This is a genomic window from Tatumella terrea (assembly GCF_039523755.1).
Classification (GTDB): Bacteria; Pseudomonadota; Gammaproteobacteria; order Enterobacterales; family Enterobacteriaceae; genus Tatumella; species Tatumella terrea.
In genome coordinates, this window is record NZ_BAAAFX010000020.1 from 39,635 (window position 1) to 60,959 (window position 21,325).

At 50.4% G+C, this 21,325-nt stretch carries 24 protein-coding genes and 1 pseudogene; 10 read left to right on the forward strand and 15 right to left on the reverse strand.

What is annotated here, in order from left to right; genetic code table 11:
- The 7 genes from ABD035_RS15435 to envC all read right to left on the reverse strand — a co-directional run bounded on the left by ABD035_RS15435 (position 1) and on the right by envC (position 7,519).
- On the reverse strand, positions 1–1,191 hold the full coding sequence (locus ABD035_RS15435; protein WP_343871060.1) for an O-antigen ligase family protein: 1,191 nt from the start codon (positions 1,189–1,191) through the stop codon (positions 1–3).
- Positions 1,169–2,077, reverse strand: coding sequence for a sugar glycosyltransferase (locus ABD035_RS15440; RefSeq protein ID WP_343871061.1), 909 nt, complete (start codon positions 2,075–2,077; stop codon positions 1,169–1,171). Before ABD035_RS15440 ends, ABD035_RS15435 begins: the two co-directional genes overlap by 23 nt.
- A gap of 6 nt (positions 2,078–2,083) precedes the next feature.
- A complete protein-coding gene (gene rfaC / locus ABD035_RS15445) occupies positions 2,084–3,055 on the reverse strand; it encodes a lipopolysaccharide heptosyltransferase RfaC (RefSeq protein ID WP_343871063.1) in 972 nt (323 codons plus the stop codon).
- Positions 3,056–4,102 (reverse strand): ADP-heptose--LPS heptosyltransferase RfaF, encoded by a 1,047-nt coding sequence (gene rfaF, locus ABD035_RS15450; protein ID WP_212714526.1) that lies wholly within the window; start codon positions 4,100–4,102, stop codon positions 3,056–3,058.
- Positions 4,103–4,116: 14 nt separating this feature from the next.
- Positions 4,117–5,049 carry an ADP-glyceromanno-heptose 6-epimerase gene (gene rfaD / locus ABD035_RS15455; RefSeq protein ID WP_343871064.1) on the reverse strand — a complete coding sequence of 311 codons (933 nt, stop codon included), beginning with the start codon at positions 5,047–5,049 and terminating at the stop codon, positions 4,117–4,119.
- A 243-nt stretch (positions 5,050–5,292) separates the two neighbouring features.
- The gene (locus ABD035_RS15460) at positions 5,293–6,177 is read right to left on the reverse strand and encodes a divergent polysaccharide deacetylase family protein (protein ID WP_343871095.1); all 885 of its coding nucleotides are present in this window, start codon (positions 6,175–6,177) and stop codon (positions 5,293–5,295) included.
- A gap of 40 nt (positions 6,178–6,217) precedes the next feature.
- Positions 6,218–7,519, reverse strand: coding sequence for a murein hydrolase activator EnvC (gene envC / locus ABD035_RS15465; protein WP_212714528.1), 1,302 nt, complete (start codon positions 7,517–7,519; stop codon positions 6,218–6,220).
- Positions 7,520–7,771: 252 nt separating this feature from the next.
- Between envC and ABD035_RS15470 the strand changes: the two genes are divergently transcribed.
- The 5 genes from ABD035_RS15470 (at position 7,772) to cysE (ending at position 10,894) form a co-directional block, all read left to right on the forward strand.
- Entirely contained in the window at positions 7,772–8,203 is a 432-nt protein-coding gene (locus ABD035_RS15470; protein ID WP_343871065.1) for a rhodanese-like domain-containing protein, read from the forward strand.
- Positions 8,204–8,222: 19 nt separating this feature from the next.
- A complete protein-coding gene (gene grxC / locus ABD035_RS15475; RefSeq protein WP_025902403.1) occupies positions 8,223–8,477 on the forward strand; it encodes a glutaredoxin 3 in 255 nt (84 codons plus the stop codon).
- Between the two features lie 42 nt (positions 8,478–8,519).
- On the forward strand, positions 8,520–8,978 hold the full coding sequence (secB, locus tag ABD035_RS15480; RefSeq protein WP_025902402.1) for a protein-export chaperone SecB: 459 nt from the start codon (positions 8,520–8,522) through the stop codon (positions 8,976–8,978).
- Positions 8,978–9,997, forward strand: coding sequence for an NAD(P)H-dependent glycerol-3-phosphate dehydrogenase (gene gpsA / locus ABD035_RS15485; protein WP_212714530.1), 1,020 nt, complete (start codon positions 8,978–8,980; stop codon positions 9,995–9,997). Before secB ends, gpsA begins: the two co-directional genes overlap by 1 nt.
- Before the next feature lie 75 nt (positions 9,998–10,072).
- Positions 10,073–10,894 (forward strand): serine O-acetyltransferase, encoded by an 822-nt coding sequence (gene cysE, locus ABD035_RS15490; protein WP_212714531.1) that lies wholly within the window; start codon positions 10,073–10,075, stop codon positions 10,892–10,894.
- 27 nt (positions 10,895–10,921) lie between these two features.
- Here the strand turns inward: cysE and trmL are convergent, their stop codons facing one another.
- From trmL to cpxR, 3 genes are read right to left on the reverse strand one after another with little or no spacing between them, the layout of a single operon-like run.
- Entirely contained in the window at positions 10,922–11,395 is a 474-nt protein-coding gene (trmL, locus tag ABD035_RS15495) for a tRNA (uridine(34)/cytosine(34)/5-carboxymethylaminomethyluridine(34)-2'-O)-methyltransferase TrmL (RefSeq protein ID WP_212714532.1), read from the reverse strand.
- A 37-nt stretch (positions 11,396–11,432) separates the two neighbouring features.
- Positions 11,433–12,809: an envelope stress sensor histidine kinase CpxA gene (gene cpxA / locus ABD035_RS15500; protein ID WP_212714533.1), complete on the reverse strand. Its 1,377-nt coding sequence runs from the start codon at positions 12,807–12,809 to the stop codon at positions 11,433–11,435.
- Positions 12,806–13,501 (reverse strand): envelope stress response regulator transcription factor CpxR, encoded by a 696-nt coding sequence (cpxR, locus tag ABD035_RS15505; RefSeq protein ID WP_025902397.1) that lies wholly within the window; start codon positions 13,499–13,501, stop codon positions 12,806–12,808. The genes cpxA and cpxR overlap by 4 nt, the downstream gene beginning before the upstream one ends.
- 241 nt (positions 13,502–13,742) lie before the next feature.
- Between cpxR and ABD035_RS15510 the strand changes: the two genes are divergently transcribed.
- The gene (locus ABD035_RS15510; RefSeq protein WP_343871096.1) at positions 13,743–14,123 is read left to right on the forward strand and encodes a Spy/CpxP family protein refolding chaperone; all 381 of its coding nucleotides are present in this window, start codon (positions 13,743–13,745) and stop codon (positions 14,121–14,123) included.
- A gap of 216 nt (positions 14,124–14,339) precedes the next feature.
- Here ABD035_RS15510 and ABD035_RS15515 read toward each other — a convergent pair.
- The 3 genes and pseudogenes from ABD035_RS15515 to ABD035_RS15525 form a co-directional block, all read right to left on the reverse strand.
- Positions 14,340–14,504 (reverse strand): annotated as a pseudogene (locus ABD035_RS15515) (site-specific integrase); the annotation flags it as partial.
- A gap of 21 nt (positions 14,505–14,525) precedes the next feature.
- Positions 14,526–14,762 carry a hypothetical protein gene (locus tag ABD035_RS15520; protein ID WP_343871067.1) on the reverse strand — a complete coding sequence of 79 codons (237 nt, stop codon included), beginning with the start codon at positions 14,760–14,762 and terminating at the stop codon, positions 14,526–14,528.
- Positions 14,759–15,274: a T6SS effector amidase Tae4 family protein gene (locus ABD035_RS15525; protein WP_343871068.1), complete on the reverse strand. Its 516-nt coding sequence runs from the start codon at positions 15,272–15,274 to the stop codon at positions 14,759–14,761. Before ABD035_RS15525 ends, ABD035_RS15520 begins: the two co-directional genes overlap by 4 nt.
- Positions 15,275–15,722: 448 nt before the next feature.
- Between ABD035_RS15525 and fieF the strand changes: the two genes are divergently transcribed.
- The 4 genes from fieF to ABD035_RS15545 all read left to right on the forward strand — a co-directional run bounded on the left by fieF (position 15,723) and on the right by ABD035_RS15545 (position 19,774).
- Positions 15,723–16,625, forward strand: coding sequence for a CDF family cation-efflux transporter FieF (gene fieF, locus ABD035_RS15530; RefSeq protein ID WP_212714535.1), 903 nt, complete (start codon positions 15,723–15,725; stop codon positions 16,623–16,625).
- Between the two features lie 207 nt (positions 16,626–16,832).
- Positions 16,833–17,795 (forward strand): 6-phosphofructokinase, encoded by a 963-nt coding sequence (gene pfkA, locus ABD035_RS15535; RefSeq protein WP_212714536.1) that lies wholly within the window; start codon positions 16,833–16,835, stop codon positions 17,793–17,795.
- Positions 17,796–17,930: 135 nt separating this feature from the next.
- Positions 17,931–18,920, forward strand: coding sequence for a sulfate ABC transporter substrate-binding protein (locus ABD035_RS15540; protein WP_212714537.1), 990 nt, complete (start codon positions 17,931–17,933; stop codon positions 18,918–18,920).
- 71 nt (positions 18,921–18,991) lie between these two features.
- Complete coding sequence (locus ABD035_RS15545) at positions 18,992–19,774, forward strand: CDP-diacylglycerol diphosphatase (protein ID WP_343871069.1); 783 nt, start codon at positions 18,992–18,994, stop codon at positions 19,772–19,774.
- Positions 19,775–19,803: 29 nt separating this feature from the next.
- On the opposite strand, the gene tpiA is transcribed toward ABD035_RS15545, so the two are convergent.
- The gene (gene tpiA / locus ABD035_RS15550) at positions 19,804–20,574 is read right to left on the reverse strand and encodes a triose-phosphate isomerase (RefSeq protein ID WP_212714567.1); all 771 of its coding nucleotides are present in this window, start codon (positions 20,572–20,574) and stop codon (positions 19,804–19,806) included.
- Positions 20,575–20,695: 121 nt separating this feature from the next.
- Positions 20,696–21,298: a DUF1454 family protein gene (locus ABD035_RS15555; protein ID WP_343871070.1), complete on the reverse strand. Its 603-nt coding sequence runs from the start codon at positions 21,296–21,298 to the stop codon at positions 20,696–20,698.
- Positions 21,299–21,325 lie beyond the last annotated feature (27 nt).

A 21,325-nucleotide genomic window follows, 5' to 3' on the forward strand; every position in this document is an offset into this window, starting at 1 on the left:
CTATCTTCGCCTGATCACTGAGCTATCAGGCGAAGACAATGGCGAGGAAGATAAAGCATAGCCAACGGGGAACCAGAACAGATACCAGAACTCCTGTGGATTCCCGATGACAAACATCCCCTGTGTTGTATAAAAAAGCATGCTGAAAATCATGAGTATTGCACCGCAGTCATATTCCTGCTTAGGCGTTTTAAGCGCAATAGTCAGGGCGTAAAGCAGCAGCGAAAGCAGTAATCCGCCGCCGATAATGCCGCCTTTGAGTAGTGTCCCGATGTACAGACTGTGAGCCGTATGAATATGCTCCCCGGAATAATTAATAAAGTGTAATTGATAACTGAATCCGTTACCGATGAGGTAATGACGGGAAAAGAGTTCAAGACTGTGTTTCCAGATGCTGAAACGCAGGAACGACTGTGTATATGCTTCCTCTGCCCGTAAACGGATCAGCGTGCCCAGCTCAGTAGTTTCTATAAAAATGGCTGATAAAATAATGATTGCTAAGGCAATGGCAATATTCTTACGGTTCAGCCCCGGTAATCCCTTACCGATAAAATACGCGATAATTAATGACAGGAAGGGGCCCCTGCTTTGGGTGAGCAGGATAAAGAAAATGAACAACCCCATGCAGGGAAACAGTAATTTATTTTTTGTTTCCTGATAGAGTGATATTGATAGTATTAAGGCAATACAGGCCAGTCCCGACAGATCTATTACATTTTCTGCTGTCGGATTATGCTCTGTCACCGGGCCACGATGAAGGATAACCTGAAAGTTAGAGAGCAGCAGCCAGGTAAACACGATCGTAAATCCCAGGATAATCAGGCCCAGAATTCGCTTTCTGTCCGGTGAACTGAGAACCATCGCGGTCATAGTGATATAGAATAAGATATAGAGACTGTGAGTCAGGGTCGCCGTGATATTCCCCGGGTCTGCCGACCAGAGATTACTCAGCGTGAAGTAAAATAAAAAAGCAGCGACGATCAGCAATCCCCGGAGGAGTGCAAGGTTAGTTCTCAGGGCATGAGCCGCCGTCTTATTGACGATGACGTGAAAGAGAAAAAAAAGGATCGCCAGGTGTAAAAGGTTATTGGTTTTTGTTGAACCATTAAACAGTGTGTTGAAAAATAAGAAGGCGGTAAAAAAAAAGGTGTAAGGTAAGAACGTTCTTTTACTGCCTGGAAAAGAAATCATTCCCGTTTTCCTTTTTGAATATAGAATCAGGTATCGCACTCTGAGGCGATAAATTAATGACTTTTACTTCATTTTTTCTTAATATTTCACTGGCATGTTTTAATGAGGGGAGTATCGTCTTTTCCAGGAAAGTATCCAGTAATGTCGGAAGTTTATCCTGATTATCTTCATAAAATCTGGGCTGGTTAAAATTATTCATATCAAGCCCGATGATATATATCTTTTTAAATCCACAGAACGATAATATTTGCAATGCCCAGTAAATAACCGTCGCGGCATCGGCAATGCCCTGTCTTATGTCGCTATTAAATGCAATGTCTTCTCTCTCCTGACTGTACAGGAGCCCTGGAGGTGGCCGCAGCGTCTGCCTTATGTCTTTTATCGGGACAAAAGGCTCGAAAATCCTGTAACTGATATCTTCTATCGGGATTAAAGTGCACTTTATCTGTTCGCGTCCGAAGTTATTAACTATGTTTATAATTCCGTGCACTGTGGTGAACAGTTTCAGGGCTGGATCTGCAATAATGTGTTGGACTATCTGCGGCCTGTCATTAAAAAAACCCATATCGACGATGATGTAGAAACGGAACTGTACTTTTTTATTCAGGTGATATGCCCCGTTGACCCCCATTGCCGGGATGGGGGGGAACAGATCAAAATTGAGTGAATTTACCGATGGCCCCGTCGCAGAAAGCAGTATTTCACCCTGATACCGGGCAGCGAATTCAGACAGTCCGGTCATCGGAATCTGCTGCTGCTTGTAGGAGACCGAGATGATCTCCCCGGTAACGGCCCGGCGGATTTTAACAAAAGGCCAAAGCGTTTCATTATGCCGGAAGGATCTTGGGTGAGAATAACGGTATAGCTGCTTATAGAAAGAGCTCATCTTTTTTCAGCAATCCAGTAAAGTCTGTATTGTTTTATCCACCGCATCGGCAGTGATATCGCCCATATCGTTCCCGGCTGGCGGACGCAGTGCTATCTGGTTTTTACCGTAACCGCCAATTAACCCGGGGTCTGTCGGGCCATATAACGTAATGTTAGGGCGGTCGAGCGCCGCGGCCAGGTGGCTAAGGCCCGTATCCACAGAAATAATAACTTTTGCGCCGGCCAGTTCGCGGGCAACGTCTGCCAGTGACAGTTTCGGTAACACCGTGACCTGATCGGAGCCGGCGGCCAGCCGTGTAGCACGCTGATATTCGGCATCTGTACCCCACGGGAGTTTTACCGCATAACCCTGCCGGGTAACACGACGAATAAGCGCCTGCCAGTGTTCTTCCGGCCAGTGTTTATTATCACGGGTCGTGGAATGCAGGAAGACCATGTATTCTCCCGCATCCTCCGGTAAATCATGAATAAAATGGCTGGCTATGGCGTAGTCGCCCCGCGTTGCCGGTTTTTCATACCCCAGGCTTTTGGCAAATAATTCGCGTGTCCGTTCAACGGCATGTTGCTGCAAAGGAACGGAATGCCGCTTGTCATACCACCAGCAGGCGAATGGCTCACGTACACTGCCTTTGTCAGCCCCGTGTTTTGTACCGCGGGCCAACCGGGTCACCAGCGCAGCGCTTTTGATAAGCCCCTGTGCATCAATAATAGCATCATACTCACGCTGCCGGAGGCGCTGCCTGAAACGGAAACGCTCTTCGCGCTGTTGCATTCCGAACCAGTGTCTACGCCAGCGTCTGATAGCGACCGGCAGCACCTGATCAACCGCAGGATGCCACCCCGGGATCTGGCTGAAATTTTCTTCAACGACCCAGTCAAAACGAATACCGGGGATTGCCTGCATGGCATCGGTTAATGCCGGCAGGGTATGAATGACATCTCCCATGGAAGATGTTTTAACAATCAGGACCTGCATTTATTCTCCTGCGGAGCTAAGTAATAACGTCAGCTCATCCATAACACGTGCAGGGGTAATATCAATCAGACTCTGATGATAACCAAGGTCAGTGTCGCCTTTTCGGACTTTATGATAGCCGGTGATCAGGCGGATCACCCGGGCCTTGTCTGATAGCGGAGGCGTAAAATCGGGGCTGCTGGGGCCATATAACGCGACCAGGGGCCGGTCAAGCGCAGCAGCAATGTGCATCAGTCCGGAATCATTACTGACCACCGCTGCGCATCTTGCCAGCAACACCACCGCCTGCTCCAGGCTGGTTTTTCCGGCCAGATTATGGCAACAGGCATTGTCATCATCATCCAGACTATGGCGGATATCTTCCCCGACATCGTGGTCTTTCTCTGAACCGAACAGCACGACCCGGTAACCCCGGGCAATCAGCTTCTGGGCCAGCACAGCATAATGATAATGTGGCCAGCGTTTCGCCGGGCCGAATTCGGCACCCGGACAGAAACCGATGACAGGCCGGTCACCTGGCAGCGAGAATAAACCTGCGATTTCTGTTTTTTCGGATTCACTGACGGAGAGCTTTGGCCATAACAGTGGCTGAGGCAGATCGGCGGCGGAGGCGAGGGTCCCCGCGTCATATGCCAGTGCAACATAGCGCTCTACCATTAACGGAAAGGCGGTCTTGTTCAGCGTCCTGGCATCGTTAAGCACGCCATAACGCATTTCTCCGCGCCAGCCGGTGCGTGTTTTTATCCCCGCAAAGAAAGGAACCAGTGCGGATTTAAACGAGTTGGGTAATACATAAGCCCGGTCATAATGACTGCTACGTAGTGATCGGCCAAGCTGTTTCCTTTCCCCTAATGCCAGAGCACCATGCCCGAGGGGCATAGCCAGAGCCTCATTCACTTCAGGCATTCTCGACAATAAAGGACGACACCAGGCCGGAGCCATCACATCAATGACGGCATCCGGATAGCGTGTCTTCAGTGTGCGATAGAGACTTTGTGACATCATCATATCGCCAACCCATGAAGGGCCGATCACCAGTATTTTCATCGCTGCAAGGTCTCTTAAGCTTTATTATTCAGCCACGCCATATACTCTGTCACACCTTCAGCCACGGTTTTGAAAGGCTTGTCATAGCCTGCAGACCGCAGATGAGTGAGATCGGCTTGAGTATATTCCTGATAACGTCCTTTCAGCTTTTCAGGGAAAGGAATGTATTCCACTTCACCCTCACCGTGCCAGGCCAGCACTGCATCGGCAACGGCCTGGAAAGACTCTGCACGTCCGGTACCGCAGTTATAAATACCGGAGACATTGTTTTCCCAGCACCACAGGTTAACGGCCGCAACATCCTGGACATAGATAAAGTCACGCTGGAAGTTTTCGCTGCCGGCGAACAATTTCGGGTTCTCACCCTGATTAATCTGGGTATTCAGGTGAAAAGCGACGCTGGCCATACTGCCTTTATGTCCTTCACGCGGACCATACACATTGAAATAACGGAAACCACAGACCGGTGATTCTGCTTCCGGCAGAATGCTGCGTACATAATGATCGAACAGCATTTTTGAGTAACCGTACACATTCAGTGGTGCTTCGTACTGGCGCTCTTCGATGAAATTGTCATTCCGGCCACCATAAGTGGCGGCAGAAGAGGCATACAGAAACGGGATCTGGCGCTCGAGACAGAAATGCAGCAGCTCTTTTGAGTACTGATAGTTATTATCCATCATATACTTACCGTCCCACTCCGTGGTTGAAGAGCAGGCTCCCTGATGGAAAATAGCCTCGATAGGGCCAAAATCGTCACCCGCCATCAGGCTGACAAGGAATTCTTCCTTATCCATATAATCACTGATGTTCAGATCAGCCAGATTGACAAATTTTGTACCATCTTTCAGGTTATCTACGACCAGAATATCGGTATATCCACGGTCATTTAGCGCTTTAACAATATTGCTGCCGATCATGCCGGCGCCACCAGTTACGATAATCATAAGCGTGCCTTTCAGTAAGGACGTAGAGTCCGGAGAAACAGGGTGATATCGCTGAATGATACCATTTCACGCCGGGTAAAGGCAGAGGCCGTCATACCGTGTAACGTATCGCGGCGCACGGTAAAACATTTTTCAGAATAGATGAGGCCGGGAAAGGCAAGGCGGATGACCGGGACGGTAAGGTGTCACCTTTGCATACATTGCAGCACCCTTACCGCCAATGGGTAAGGGTGCCCGTTACAACTAAAAGAGGGTGCGAAGGTCGCGGATAAACTGACTATTCTTCACGCTGTTATAGATGATTGACACTCCCTGAGACGGAGGTGGCGGGGTTAATTTCTGTGTTGTGCGGCATTGCTGTGTCAGATCAGACACCGCAGGCACATGCTTTTTCGTCCCGCTGTGCGTGTTTTGTGTCATGGCGGCGTTGCCCTGTGACGATAACGGACTTTCATTCAGCAACTGGCTGGGCCGGACCAGGGTGATATCCGCAGGGAGATTTGCCAGCATCTGTTGCAAAACCCTCACTGTGGCCGGATGGGGATGCCCGATAGCAATGGCAGAACCATTTCGTCTGGCAAGCGCAATCGCCCGTAAAAACTGCTTACGGATATCCGCATCGTTCTGCGTATCGTCCAGGAAGACGTTGCGCTTTAGTACCCGGACATGCGTTCCTTTAGAGGCAGGGATAGACTGACTGTTACCGATAGTCATGCTGTCGAGGAAATAAAAGTTGTAGTGGTTCAGTACCTGCATTACTTTTATCATGCCCGGCAGGCTGGAGGTCATTTTACTGCCCATATGATTATTCAGCCCGACCGCATAAGGCACGTGCTGCACAGCCAGCTGAATAATTCTGGCGATCTGATCGCTGCTCATGTCCGGAGTCAGGGTATTTTTTTCCAGTGGCTGCTTACTCAGGGGGGCCATGGGTAAATGGATCAGGACTTCATGGCCTGTCTGATGCGCTTTGCTGGCCATTTGCCTGGCGTGCGTGGCATCCGGCAGCACGGCGACTGAGAGGGGCGCCGGTAGTTGCAGCACTTGATTTTCTTCTTTAGGACGATAGCCGAAGTCATCGATGACAATCGCCAGCTTACCGGCCAGCGCAGACTGACAAATCAGCATACCACCCAGAAAAGCGGCTATTTTCAGAGTCTGTGACACATTATTTCCCTAACCAGCTGAGAGGATTGACGGCCTGTCCCTGTCGACGAATTTCAAAATACAGCGCAGAAACCCCTTGTCCGCCACTGGTCCCGACCAGCGCGATGGGCTGACCTGCGCTGACCTGTTGACCGACATTGACCAGGGCGCTTTGGTTATAACCATACAGCGTCATATCACCTTTACCGTGTTCTATCACAATTACCAGCCCGTATCCTTGCAGCCAGTCAGCCATAATGACACGTCCGTCGGCAATCGCTCTGACATCAGAACCTTCAGGTGCGCTAATGACTAAGCCTTTCCAGCGTAGTTCACCCTGCAAGGTTTCACCAAACCGATGTAACAGTTTGCCCCGCACCGGCCACGGATACTGGCCGGCGGGACGTCCCAGTCCCCCCGTACGGGCCATCAGTTCACGCTCACCCGTGGTCGGCTGGTAACTGGATCCGGAGGCTTTAGCCTGCGCCTGACGCTGGCGTACCTGTTCGGCTTCCCGGGCTTCCTGCTCAGCCCGGGCTTTGGCTATCTGTTCTGCCCTGGCAATTTTTGCCTGCAGGCGACTTTCGTTCTGGCGCATTTCCACCAGGTCAGCCTGATCTTTTTCCAGCGATGATTCCAGAATCGTCAGCGTACGCTGTCGTGCGCTTCTGGCCTGCTCCAGTCTGACCTGCTGGGCCTGATACTGCCGGAGCAATTGTTGCTGTTGCTGCTGTTTCTGTTCCAGCACGCGCTTTTTCTCTGCCAGGTCTGCCCGGGTCTGTTTCAGGTCCGCAATATTTTGCTGACGTGCCTGATTAAGATAGGTGAAATACGTCAGAATACGGTCATCACGTTGACCGGCTTCACCACTAAGCAGCAGTTCGAGACCGCTGTGCTGTCCCTGACGGAATGCAGCATCCAGCTGTTGAGCCAGCAGATCTTCTTCGCGGTTTTGCTTATTTTGCAACGTGGTAATGTTACGCGCCAGGTCGTCGATATCGCGATTGATTCCGTCGAGCGTCAGTTGGGTCTGCCGCAATTGCCGGCTCGCCTGGGCGATGACTTTCTCCTGACTTTGCAGTTGATCCAGCAAGTTACTACGCTGAATTTTCTGAGTCCGGACACGTTTTTCTTTGTCAGCAATATCCTGCCGGATAGAGTTCAGCTGCGCCTTACTGTCGTCGGCAGTCTGGCCTGGCAAAGGAAAGCAAACGATGCCCGCATAAAGCAGGCTCATGACCAGCGGGAGCAGTTTCCGGGACAACGGGTGTTGGCAGGATCCTGTTTCTGGCGAAATGCGGATTTCAGGCTTTTTTTTCGTCATAAGGATACGATTATTTCACGATGCCTGACGCCTTACCAGCGTCGCCGGAGGGATTTAGTGTTTGTATCCGCCCATTAATGGCATAATCAGACAACAGGTAAGGGTTGAGCGCTTAATTGCAGTATTTATCGGCCAGGTCTCACATAAATTGAGCCTTCGATGGTGTTAGTGTCTGTACATGCCGGACTGCACAGGTATACTCAGAACCCTTATATTATCTTATTTTTGTCCGGTCTGGAGTTGTTACCCCTCATGCAAGATATTATGGAATTTGCACACAATCACCTGGTGCTTTGCCTCGCCTGGGTTGTCTTATTCGTCCTGGTGATTGTTACTACCTTTAAGGGGCTGTTTTCAAAAGTTAAAACGATCAGTCGTGGTGAAGCGACGCATCTTATCAATAAAGCCAATGCGGTAGTGGTTGATGTGCGTTCACGTGACGATTTCCGCAGAGGTCACATTTCCGGTGCTGTGAATCTGGCGACGGCTGAAGTGAAAAAAGGCAATCTGACTGAAATCGAAAAGTTTAAAGATCAGCCAGTGATTGTTGTCTGTGCTACCGGACAGTCCGCCGGTGAAGCTGCGGCTCAGTTAAGCGCTGCCGGTTTTACTCAGGTTTCGGTACTGAAAGAAGGGATCAGTGGCTGGAATGGTGAAAACCTGCCGCTCGTTCGTGGAAAATAATTTCGCAGAGGTGCTGACAATGGCAATAATCGATATTTACACTAAACAAACCTGCCCGTTCTGTCACCGTGCAAAAGCACTGTTAGAGAAAAAAGGGGCGGCGTTTAATGAGATTCCTATTGATGGTGATGCCGAAAAACGTGCCGGAATGATCGAGCGCAGTGGGCGAACCACAGTACCTCAGATTTTTATCAATGGAACACATATTGGCGGTTGTGATGACCTGTATGCCCTTGAGGCTGAACAGGGTCTGGACCCTTTATTACAAGCCTGATTTCCGGGCGGGACTTATTTCAACTTAACAGGACCAAGTACCATGTCAGAACAAAATAACAGTGAAATGACTTTCCAGATCCAGCGTGTCTACACCAAAGACATCTCTTTCGAAGCGCCAAACGCACCACAGGTTTTCCAGAAAGAGTGGGAACCTGAAGTTAAACTGGACCTGGATACAGCATCCTCACAACTGGCTGACGGTATTTTTGAAGTCGTATTACGCGTGACCGTAACGGCGACAGTCGGTGAAGAAACTGCTTTCCTGTGTGAAGTTCAGCAGGCGGGTATTTTCACTATCTCCGGAATTGAAGGAACCCAGATGGCTCATTGCCTGGGTGCCTATTGCCCGAACATCCTGTTCCCTTATGCGCGTGAGTGCATTTCAGGTCTGGTATCCCGGGGGACATTCCCGCAGCTGAACCTGGCACCGGTAAATTTTGATGCATTATTCATGAACTACCTGCAGGAACAGGAAGGTAGTGCTCCGCAGGAAGCCTGATGAATAGTCGCAGTGATTCTGTCAGTGTTATCGGTGCCGGTTCCTACGGCACCGCTCTGGCTATTACGCTGGCGCGTAATGGCCACCCGGTTGTTTTGTGGGGACACAACCCGCACCATCTTGAACGTCTGCAGGCCGACCGTTGTAATACGGAGTTTCTGCCGGATGTGACCTTCCCTGATAATCTGCTGATTGAACCTTCGCTGGAAAAAGCGGTGGCAGCCAGCCAGGATATCCTGGTGGTAGTGCCCAGCCACGTCTTTGGTCAGGTACTGCAACAGATCCAGCCTTTGCTGGAAGCCGATTCGCGTCTTGTCTGGGCCACCAAAGGGCTGGAAAGCGAAACCGGCAGGCTACTGCAGGATGTGGCCCGGGATATCCTCGGCCAGGCGATCCCGCTGGCGGTGATTTCCGGGCCGACCTTTGCCCGTGAACTTGCCGCAGGGATGCCTACCGCAATTGCGCTGGCATCGGCAAGCCCGGCATTTTCCGAAGCGTTACAACAGAAGCTGCATTGCGGAAAAAGCTTTCGTGTGTACAGCAACCATGACCTGGTCGGTGTACAACTGGGCGGCGCAGTGAAAAATGTGATTGCTATCGGGGCCGGAATCTCTGATGGTATAGGTTTCGGGGCAAACGCCCGAACGGCGTTAATCACCCGTGGCCTGGCCGAAATGAGCCGCTTAGGTGTTGCGCTCGGGGCAGATCCGGCCACATTTATGGGCATGGCCGGGCTGGGGGATTTAGTTCTGACCTGTACGGACAATCAGTCACGTAACCGGCGTTTTGGTATGTTGCTTGGACAGGGTAACAGTGTCGATGTGGCAGAGAAAAGCATCGGCCAGGTCGTCGAAGGTTACCGGAACACTAAAGAAGTCCGGGTACTGGCGGCCCGTATGGGCGTTGAAATGCCAATCACCGAGCAAATTTATCAGGTGCTGTATTGCGGGAAATCTGCCAGAGAGGCAGCCCTGTCTTTACTGGGTCGTGAAAGAAAAGATGAGAAAGAGGCGCTCTGAGCAAAGCGCTGACTTGAGTTCCATCACTATGTTTGTAAGCGCCTGTCCGGGCGCTTTTTTATCGGGAGTTTAACGATGTCGTCTGAAGAATTAGCGCAAATCTGGGAAAGCATCATTGCGGAAGCCAGAAGTCTGGCGGAAGGTGAACCTATGCTTGCCAGTTTTTTTCATGCGACACTGCTTAAACACGAAAACCTGGGTAGTGCCCTGAGCTATCTGCTGGCCAATAAACTGGCTAATCCGATTATGCCGGCCATCGCCATCCGGGAAATTGTCGAAGAAGCCTACCGTAAAGACCCGTCGATGATCTTCTCTGCCGCCCGGGATGTTACTGCTGTCAGTCAGCGTGACCCTGCGGTCGATAAATACTCTACGCCGTTGCTCTATCTGAAAGGGTTCCATGCGCTTCAGGCCTACCGTATCGGTAACTGGTTATGGAAAGAGGGCCGTCGGTCACTGGCGGTTTATCTTCAGAATGAGATTTCCGTATCTTTTGGTGTGGATATCCATCCTGCTGCCACTATCGGTTGCGGCATCATGCTGGATCACGCGACAGGCATCGTGGTCGGGGAAACGGCCGTCATCGAAAATGATGTCTCTATTCTGCAATCTGTCACGCTTGGCGGAACCGGTAAAACCTGTGGTGATCGTCATCCGAAGATCCGCGAAGGGGTGATGATTGGGGCCGGCGCGAAGGTTCTGGGTAACATTGAAGTCGGCCGGGGGGCGAAAATCGGGGCGGGTTCAGTCGTATTGCAACCGGTACCGCCTCATACGACGGTCGCCGGGGTACCGGCAAGGATTGTCGGCAGGCCCGCCAGTGAAAAACCGGCTATGGATATGGACCAGCATTTCAATGGCACTATCCCGGGGTTTGAATACGGGGACGGCATTTAACGCCGACCCATACAGCGCCGGCGTTATTTACGCTTTAACAAGCGCGCCGGCATAGTCCAGTTGCCGCCAGGCTTCATACACCACGACAGCTACTGAGTTTGATAAATTCATGCTCCGGCTCTGCGGCACCATCGGAATACGTATTTTCTGCATCGCGGGTAAACTTTCCAGTATTTCTGCAGGCAACCCCCGGCTTTCCGGGCCGAACATCAGATAATCTCCGGCCTGCCATGCCACCGCACTGTGGGCTGGTGTACCTTTAGTGGTCAGCGCAAACAAACGGGCAGGGTGTTCACTGTCGAGAAAGGCCTGATAATTTGCATGGCGGCGGATAGCCGTAAATTCATGGTAATCCAGGCCGGCACGGCGCAGGCGTTTATCATCCCAGGTGAAACCCAGGGGTTCGATTAAGTGCAATGAGAAACCGGTATTGGCACACAGACGAATGATGTTACCGGTATTAGGTGGAATTTCTGGCTCAAATAAGACGATATTAATCATAAAGGGCTCCCGCTCACGAGAGCCGCAGAATAACAAATTATTCGCGTACAGAGTATAACGGTAGCCAGATAGTCAGACGTAATCCGCCTAACGGACTGTCATCCGCTTTAACCCAGCCGTGGTGTTGTTGCAGTGCGGTATCAACAATCGCCAGCCCAAGGCCTGTGCCCCCGGACTCCCGATCCCTGGCTTCATCCGTACGGTAAAACGGCCTGAATATTTGTTCTCTGTCCTCAGGGCTGACACCCGGCCCGTCATCGTCCACATGAATAGTGATACCGGAACGGTCAACAGAGAATCCCACACTGATATGTGAATGGGAGTAACGTAATGCATTACGGATAATATTTTCTAACGCACTCTCCAGGGCATGAGGGTTACCGTACAGAGGCCAGGGTCCCGGCGGATAAGGGATATCCATCTTTTTCCCCATTTGTTCCGCTTCAAACTGCGCGTCTTCCAGCACCCCATTCCATAGCTGGCTGGCTTTCATCGCTTCGCTGACCAGCGCATTGTTGTGCTGGGTGCGGGAAAGCACTAATAAATCATTGATCATACCGTCCAGACGCTGGGCTTCTGTTTCAATACGAGCAAGTTCCTTACTCTCGCCCGACCGGCGACGGAGCAGTGCGGTTGCCAGCTGCAGGCGCGTCAGTGGCGTTCTGAGTTCATGGCTGATGTCCGACAGTAAGCGTTGCTGGGCCGTCATCATACGTTCAAGTGCACTGATCATCTGATTGAAGCTGGCGCCTGCGGCCAGGAACTCTTGCGGGCCTGACTCCAGTTCCGGATGTTGTCTCAGGTTGCCCATGGCGACTTCGTCTGCGGCATACTTCAGCTTTCGGGCCGGTTTCGCCAGGCTCCATGCCAGCCATAACAGAAGCGGTGCGCTGATAAGCATGGTAACAATCAGCAGCAACAGAGGCCGGTCAAACAGGAGGTTAATAAAATCCAGCTGCGAGCTGGTGGCCGGGCGAACCATATAGAGCTGGTAATTATCTTCACCATCCTGGACCGAAAAAGGCCCTACCATTTCGATACGGCCATAGGTTTTCTTTTGCGGATGATCGGCATTATCTGACTGACCGATAAAATTACGGATAATCTGCATTTCATTGTGGCGGGCACCGATGACACGCCCCTCTGAGGTGACCAGCAGAAGATGCTGGCCCGGCGGGGCCCATTTATCGATAGCCCGATAGAGCCTGCGCCACCACATAAGATCATTGGGCGGGTCCTGTGCCAGCTCTGCTTCCACATGCTGCTCTATCATCACACCCTGCCGCTGCTCGCTTTCCAGCAGCGATGTCATCTGGCGTGAGTCGAGTTTCGGCAGCATAAGAACCAGCATCAACACTAATGCCAGTGTTAACCAGAATATAGCGAAGATGCGGGTAGTCAGGCTGCTGATCATGAAGCGGAAACCATCAGGTAGCCTCTGCCGCGCAACGTTTTAAACCACGGATGACCGTCCAGACGTTCCGGAAGCTTACGCCGCAGGTTAGAGATATGCATATCAATGGCGCGGTCAAAGGGCGTCAGGCGTTTACCCAATACTTCCTGGCTCAAATGCTCCCTGGAGACGACCTGGCCAAGATGCTGCGCCAGTAAGTAAAGCAGTGTGAATTCAGTTCCGGTCAGCTCCAGCACCTCTTCCCCAAAGCTCGCTTCCTGACGGCCCGGATTAAGTTTCAGCTGATCAACCTGTAATGCCGGAGAGGCGTTATCGGTATGTTGCTGCTCACTCCAGTTTGAACGGCGTAAAATGGCACGGATTCTGGCTACCAGTTCGCGGTCATTAAACGGTTTTGGCAAATAGTCATCAGCCCCCAGTTCCAAACCCAGAACTCTGTCCAGCTCGCTGCCGCGAGCTGTCAGCATAATCACCGGGGTCTGGTGCTGCTGGCGGAGTTCTTTTAAAGTATCAATGCCGTTTTTCCGTGGCATCATCACATCTAATAACAGCAGGTCAATGGAGTTATCCAGCAGAGAAAGTGCTTTCTCGCCGTCGTCCGCCACTATGATTTCAAAGCCTTCCATCTCGAGCAGTTCTTTTAATAAAGACGTTAGCTCACGATCATCATCAACCAGCAAAATTTTATTCATTATGGTTTCCTCCGCAGGAAAAATACCGTGTTCCATGGTGTTCAGGTTGTCACTTTACGTAGTTTTACACCCCCTGACGGATGTTTGCAGCCACTCGATTACACTGGCTTTCGTTGGGTTGAGAAACGCCAGTTCATCTCCGGAGTCAAGGATGCGCCAACTTATTTTCGCCGCACTTTCGTCACTGGTTATTGCAGGTTATGCATCGGCACAAGACGAGGTGAATGATTCGGTACCGTTCATGACTAAGGCTGCTGAAAGTATGACTGCTGATAGTATGGCGCAGAATCTTCAAAATCATATGTTTGATGGTATTGAATTAACCGAACAGCAGCGTCAGCAGATGCGGGATTTAATGTTTCAGGCCCGTCAGATGCAACCTGAACCGTTTCTCAGCGAGATGATACAGCAGTACCGGTTAGTGACGGCGCCCTATTTTGATGAAACCGCGGTGCGTATGCAGGCCGAAAAAATGGCACAGAGATACGTGAGCGAGCAGGTAGAGATGGCCCGGGTCCGCCACCAGATGTTTACTCTGCTAACCCGCGGGCAGCAGGCAACCGTACAAAAGAATTTTGAGTTACGCATCGATGATATGCGTGGCATCAGCCAGTTACCGTAACCAGCAGTGCTGATTACCGTAAAGCAGTACCAACAGTATGCCGTACCCTTTTCCTTGCCATAGACACCATCCCTGTCTTCCCCCTCAGTCATGAGGGGTTTTTTTTGTCAGGTACTTAGAAAAAATCCCTTATAAATCAGACCTCCTTGCAACAGCCATCAGCAGTTACAAGAAGGATATAGCGTTACGGGTGTAGACAATATGTAGACAACATTGTCACACCGCCAGTCTGCCGCCGGGAGGGTTTAACGTTACTGCGTGATGCAGGTAATCGGGGGTAAGGTGAGCATAAACCATCGTCTGTTGTCTGCTGGCATGCCCCGGTATTTGCTGTAACGCAATAATATTCCCCCCATTCATCATGAACCAGCTTGCGAACGTGAGCTCTTCCCTTTGTTCAGTTCAGGTATGGTGCTTTTTGTTGAGTCGGTGACGCATGTAAACTCCCCCGATCAGTGCGCCGGTTATAACAGTCAGGGGAGCACCAATAACGAATAATGCCGTATTCTGATTCATTTCATCATTACTGAGTACGGGGCCGTTAATTAACAGAGCGAGTCTGGGAAAACAGGCTATAAACGCCAGCAGGAACAGCATCCCTCCGATGAATGCTGATATGCTTATTTTTAACGCCTTCATCGCACTTTCCAAAACCAGATTTCTCTGGAGTTAAAAAAATCGCTGGCGACTCCTTCCACATGAAAACCCCATTGGATACGGAACCAGGTGAATCTTGCTGTCAGTCGTTCGCCGTTCCACAGGTCGATGTGATCGCCGGTGCGGTTAGCAAATGTCTCATTTCCACGCCTCCAGAAATCTTTAAAGAATATGATCCCCCTCTCATGTCTCAAAACAGACTCAAAATTTTTAACTGTCACTTTTACCACAGGGGCCATGCCATTGAACGGGCTAATCCGCAGGGCGTTAGCCAGTTCTTCAGCCCGCAATATATGTCCCTCTTTTTTGGGGTGATACCAGCAGAACGCAGCTTTTAGTTTGGTAGCATCGCAGCCACAACGGGCCAGTGCCGTACCCAGGCGGATAGCGCATTGATCATCAAAAGCTTTGAGGCCGTTAGGCAGGCGGCAAGGGTTTGCATCACCTTTAATTTCAGGATGGGCATTCCATAAAGATTCAAACGATAAAGCCATAACGCAACTCCTGTAACGTTAAGTGTTGAGAGATCACGTGTTAGCACAAAGTTTAAGCAAAAGAAAATCCCCGGCGAACCGGGGATTTTTTCGAAGTGTAGTCAATATGCAGACGAATATTAGGATAAAACCTTTTATTACAATATTTTAATGAATGTATTTCTTCACCATCCCTGTCTTCCCCCTCAGTCATGAGGGGTTTTTTTTGTCTGTTATTTACTGACCCCGGGCTGGGCTGTCCGCATATACGGTGACGGGCATCAGGCCGGGCTGACAGTCATAGCACGAAAAAAACCGTTTTTTCACCTGCAACACTTGTTACACTGATAAAAAGTGAGCAGTAACAGGGGCGTTACCCTGTGTTCTGTCTGTGGCCTTCCCGACGGGAAGTCGCTGCGGTCCTTTAAATAAATCACTGTTTCTTGATGTTCAACGTTCAGGAAGGTTTATGGTGAGTTCTTATGCCAGACTGGTGACCTCGGCAGCTATCGCTGCGACGGTTCTTGCCTGTGTGCTTCTGGTGGTTAAAACGATTGCCTGGTGGTATACCGGTTCGGTCAGTGTATTAGCAGCACTGGTCGATTCACTGGTAGATGTTGCTGCGTCATTCACTAACCTGCTGGTGGTACGTTACGCCTTACAGCCGGCTGATGATGACCATACGTTTGGTCACGGCAAGGCCGAATCTTTGGCAGCGCTCGCGCAAAGTATGTTTATCAGCGGGTCGGCGTTATTTTTATTTCTGACCAGCATCCAGCACCTTATTACTCCCGGTCAGCTCAGAGCGCCGGTTATCGGGGTGGTTGTCGCGATCTGCGCACTGGCTTCAACCCTGATATTGGTTCTTTTTCAGCGCTGGGTCGTCAGTAAAACGCAAAGTCAGGCTATCCGCGCCGACATGCTGCATTATCAGTCTGATGTCATGATGAACGGAGCCATTGCGCTGGCGTTGATCCTTAGCTGGTATGGTGTTTCCTATGCCGATGCCCTGTTTGCTTTCGGGATCGGTATCTATATCCTGATCTCCGCGATACGGATGGGGTATGAGGCTGTTCAGTCTTTACTGGACAGGGCACTGCCTGAAGACGATCGTCAGCAGATTATCAGACTCGTAACCCAATGGCCGGGCGTCTGTGGTGCACATGATTTCCGTAGCCGCCAGTCAGGCGCCACCAAATTTATTCAGCTACATCTTGAAATGGCAGATGATTTACCGCTGAGAGCTGCTCATGATCGGGCCGATGCACTCGAAAAAGCCCTGAAGGATATTTTCCCAGCCGCCGATGTGATCATCCATCAGGACCCGTCGTCCTCGGTGGCTGAGGATAAACGAGGGATGTTTATTATTTAGCATAAATATCAAAATGTTAAATTTTGCGGTGGCCCGGAGAAACGTTATTATTGTCACATAATCGTGTTGAGTGACCTGAATCAATCCGGTCATAAACGTTTGGTATATGATAGAGCGAAATGAATTCTAATTGTCGACGCGGATACAGATAATGGTCGCGTTGAGTGCAAAGATTAACCCTTAGTTTCAGACTATCCAGAGGTTGTCATGATCAAAAAAATCGGTGTATTGACCAGTGGCGGGGATTCCCCTGGCATGAATGCAGCTATCCGCGGCGTGGTCCGTGCCGGATTAGGAGAAGGGCTGGAAGTTTTTGGGATCTATGATGGCTACCTCGGATTGTATGAAGACAGGATGGTCAGCCTCGATCGCTACAGTGTTTCGGACCTGATTAATCATGGCGGGACGTTTCTGGGGTCCGCTCGTTTCCCGGAATTTCGTGAAGAATCGACCCGTATGATTGCAATGGAAAATATGAAAAAACGCGGGCTGGATGCGCTGGTAGTGATCGGTGGTGACGGTTCTTATATGGGGGCTAAGCGACTGACTGAGATGGGCTTCCCCTGCATTGGCTTACCGGGCACCATTGATAACGATGTGGCAGGAACGGACTACACCATCGGTTACCATACGGCTCTTGAAACTGTGGTTGAAGCGATAGACCGTCTGCGGGACACCTCTTCGTCTCATCAACGTATTTCGATTGTTGAGGTCATGGGCCGGCATTGCGGTGATTTAACACTGGCTGCAGCGATTGCCGGTGGCTGTGAGTTTTTTGTGACGCCGGAAATTCCGTATACCCGGGAAGAGTTACTGGCTGAGATTAACGCCGGTATTGCGAAAGGTAAGAAACATGCCATCGTTGCCATCACCGAACTTATCTGTGATGTCAGTGAACTGGCGCGTTATATTGAAAAAGAGACCGGCCGGGAAACCCGTGCGACGGTACTGGGCCATATTCAGCGGGGCGGGGCACCCTGTGCTTACGATCGGATTCTGGCTTCGCGTATGGGGACTTACGCGATAGACCTGTTGTTACAGGGTTATGGCGGTCGTTGCGTCGGTGTGCAGAACGAAAAAATGGTACATCACGATATCATTGATGCCATCGAAAATATGAAGCGTCCTTTCCGGAAAGATGTGCTCGAAACTGCCAAGAGATTGTATTAATTCAATAAGCTGCCGGCAGTTCTCTGCCGGTACGCGTCTTTTATTCGTTTGAGATATAAAAACGATTTTTTAGTTCTTTAAGTTATTTTTCCGGTTATGCCACCCTGTCTCTCTATAACACCAGGGGGGCGAAAAATGAAGAAATGGCATGTGGGTCTGGCATTACTGATGGTTTCCGGAAGCACGCTGGCAAAAGATTATCAGTTGCTGAATGTCTCTTATGATCCTACCAGAGAATTTTATGAGCAATATAACAAAGCGTTCAGTGCTCACTATAAACAGGAAACCGGCGATAATGTGATTATTCGTCAGTCGCATGGCGGCTCCGGCAAGCAGGCGACCTCGGTAATTAACGGTATCAGAGCGGATGTGGTCACTCTGGCACTGCAATCGGATGTGGATGCCATCGCTAATAGCGGCCGGATTAATAAAGACTGGATCAAGCGCCTGCCTGATAACTCAGCTCCTTACACCTCAACCATTGTTTTCCTTGTCCGCAAAGGAAACCCGAAGCATATCCATGACTGGAATGATTTGATCAAGCCTGGTGTGGCCGTTATTACCCCGAACCCGAAAACGTCCGGCGGTGCGCGCTGGAACTACCTGGCAGCCTGGGGTTATGCACTGGATAATAATCACGGTGACCAGCAGAAGGCTCAGGCATTCGTTAAAGCATTGTATAAAAATGTTCAGGTGCAGGATTCCGGTGCCCGTGGTGCGACTAATACCTTCGCAGAACGCGGCATCGGGGATGTCCTGATCGCCTGGGAAAACGAAGCCTATCTGGCAAAAAATAAGCTCAAAGACCAGGATTTTGAAATCATCACCCCGAGTGAGTCTATTCTTGCAGAGCCTACGGTGGCCGTTGTCGACAAAGTGGTTGATGAACGTGGTACCCGTAAAGTGGCGGAAGATTATCTTAAGTATCTGTATTCCAAAGAAGGGCAGACGATTGCGGCCGAAAATTACTATCGTCCGCGTGATCCGCAGGTTGCGAAACAGTTCGCGTCACAATTCAAGCCGGTTAAGCTGTTTACGGTCGATCAGAAGTTCGGCGGCTGGCAGCAGGCTCAGAAGACACACTTCAGTGATGGCGGCACTTACGACCAGATCATGAAACCGTAACTATCACGGTAAGTGACTTTCCCCCTGATTGACGTAACATAGAGATTCGATAAATCAGGGGGATAATGGAGATGAGTGTTTTTACTGGTAAAAAAAAACGATGGTTTAGCATCGCTGTTGTAACGTTATTGGTTTTACTGACGGCTCTCTTTTTTGTGCACCGCAAAGATCAGGATCACTCCGGGGTGTTATGGAAATTTGTCAGCCAGCAGTGCGTTCCGGACATGGAAAAGAATAACAATCCGGCCCCTTGTAAAAAAGTGGATATGACCGGAGGGTACGTCCTGTTCAAGGACCTTGTCGGTCCATTGCAATACCTGCTTATGCCGGTCAACAGGATCACCGGTATCGAAAGCCCGCTGTTACTGCAATCCAACACCCCTGACTTCTTCCTTGCCGCCTGGCGGGAACGGCATCTGTTGTCAGAAACCTACCATGCGCCTATCCCGGACGATGACCTGGCAATGACCATTAACTCGGTCTCAGGACGAACGCAGAATCAGTTACATATTCATATGTCCTGTCTGCGCCCGGATATTGCAGCACAGTTAGCAAAATCCGCATCCGGTTTCGGCCCGGAATGGCAGAGCATTACCCTGCTGTCACATCCGTATCAGATCAGGACGCTGAGTCAGCAGGAACTGGCGCAGGAAAGCGTCTTTATCCGCGTGGCGCATGAAATTCCCGGAGCATCCTCACAAATGGGGGATTACGGACTCGCTCTGACGGCGTTACCTGATGGTAAGCTGGTATTACTGGCCGTGAAGAAAGAATTACTGAAAGGGAATACCGGGTCTGCTGAAGAGTTACAGGATCATCAATGTGCGATCCTTAAATCTGCCAGCGGTGCCTGAGGCACCGCCGGACATTACCGCCGCCGGTTTTAACCGGCGTTTTTGGCTGCTGCCGCGGCATTGACGATCACAGCAAACGCATCTGCTTTCAGTGACGCACCACCGACCAGCGCACCATCAATATCCGGCTGAGTGAAGAGCTCAGCCGCATTTTTATCGTTTACAGAACCACCGTACTGAATGATGACTTGCTCCGCAATGGCCGCATCTTTCTTAGCGATGTGCTGACGAATAAACTGGTGAATAGCCTGCGCCTGTGCAGGGGTGGCAGATTTACCGGTGCCGATAGCCCAGATAGGCTCATAAGCAATTACCGCATCTTTGAACGCGTCAGCACCCAATGCATTCAGCACGGCATCGATCTGACGGGCACACACTTCTTCTGTCTTGCCAGCTTCATTTTCAGATTCAGTTTCGCCAATGCACAGCACCGGGATCAGACCTGCTTCTTTTAAGACAGCAAACTTTTTGGCGATGAACTCATCACTTTCTTTATGGTAAGTACGGCGTTCTGAGTGACCGATAATAATATATTTTGCACCAATATCTTTTAGCATTTCCGCAGAGATGTCACCGGTGAATGCGCCGGAAAGATTGATATCGACATTTTGTGCGCCGAGAGAAATATGGCTTCCTGAAAGGGCATGCTTCGCCTGATCGAGGTAGATCACGGGAGGGGCAATGGCAACATCGCAGCCATCAACACCCGATAATGCTTTACGCAGACCGTCGATCAGATCGCCAGTCATTTGTTTGTTACCATTCAGCTTCCAGTTACCCATAACTAATGGATGTCGCATCATATCCTCCGCATTTACGCGATTCGTTAAATACTACTGCCGTCAGGCAATGGTGTCTGTGGAACAGTATAAAGCTCAAATTTCTTAACTGCTTTGTTTTTCGTCATAAATCAGCGTCAGATCAGGAACCCCGCAAAATAAGCCTGACAGGCTCGATTGCCAGCGTCATTTCTCTGTCTCCGGGATACGAGACGACATAACGTAACGCGCCATCGGCATCGATATATCTGCCTTTCTCTTTACCGTTTTTTAATAATGAATCCAGTTTTAGCCGGCTTTCCTGAAGGGATAACTGAGGTGAAAAAAAGTGGATCAGGGCCGCCATATAACCGGTCGCCTGCTCACGGGAGAGTTTGTCTGTGCTATTTTCGGGAGAAACCCAGGTCATCTGTATCGTTTTGATTTTACCGCTTACGGGTTCCAGGGCCGTGGAGGAGTAAAGAGTTTCGTCTATCCGGCTGGCGGCCAGGATAACGGTATTTCCGTCATCTCCGGTGTCGATGGTGCGGTATTCGGGGAGCGGCGTTTGCGGATTAGCCTGATTAAATTTTTCCCGGAATTGCGCAATGGTATGGCTGAAAACCGGGGCGCCGGGGAGAACATACGGTGCAACCGGCGGAGGATTTCCGGCAAAAGCACACCCGGAAAACAGCCAGAAAAACAGGGGAAAATACGCCCCGCGAGGGACGCTGTTGAGTCGTTTGCTGAGGATGTTTTTGATCACTGGAGGTTAATCCACCTGGTTTAGCGT